The following is a 234-nucleotide window of genomic DNA, read 5'->3' as shown; positions in this document are numbered from 1 at the left end:
AGCGCGACGGCGGACGCTACGTGATCGCCAGCCGTGGCTACATCGACGTCGACGGCCGGGTGCCGGCGCGGCGCATCGAGGTGAGCCTGGGCGGTGGCCGCGTCAGCGCGCTGCGCGATGCCGGCAGCCACAAGGCACTGCGCGCCGCGCGCCTGGACCCGGCGCGCATCGCCACCCTTTACGGGCAGAAGCAGGAAGAGCGCCGCCTGGTCCGGCTGGAGGAGGTGCCCGAAC

The 234-nt window shown here is 74.4% G+C and carries 1 protein-coding gene; it reads left to right on the top strand.

All coding sequences use genetic code 11. From position 1 onward, the window contains the following. Positions 1-234 (top strand): hypothetical protein (locus SB822_RS61135; protein WP_410859663.1); only part of this gene is annotated, 234 nt, incomplete at both ends.

This window comes from Paraburkholderia sp. SIMBA_054 (assembly GCF_046534875.1).
In the GTDB taxonomy this organism is placed as follows: Bacteria; Pseudomonadota; Gammaproteobacteria; order Burkholderiales; family Burkholderiaceae; genus Paraburkholderia; species Paraburkholderia hospita.
The sequence above is the reverse complement of the archived record's forward strand: the minus strand, read 5'-3'. Positions and strand labels throughout refer to the sequence as shown.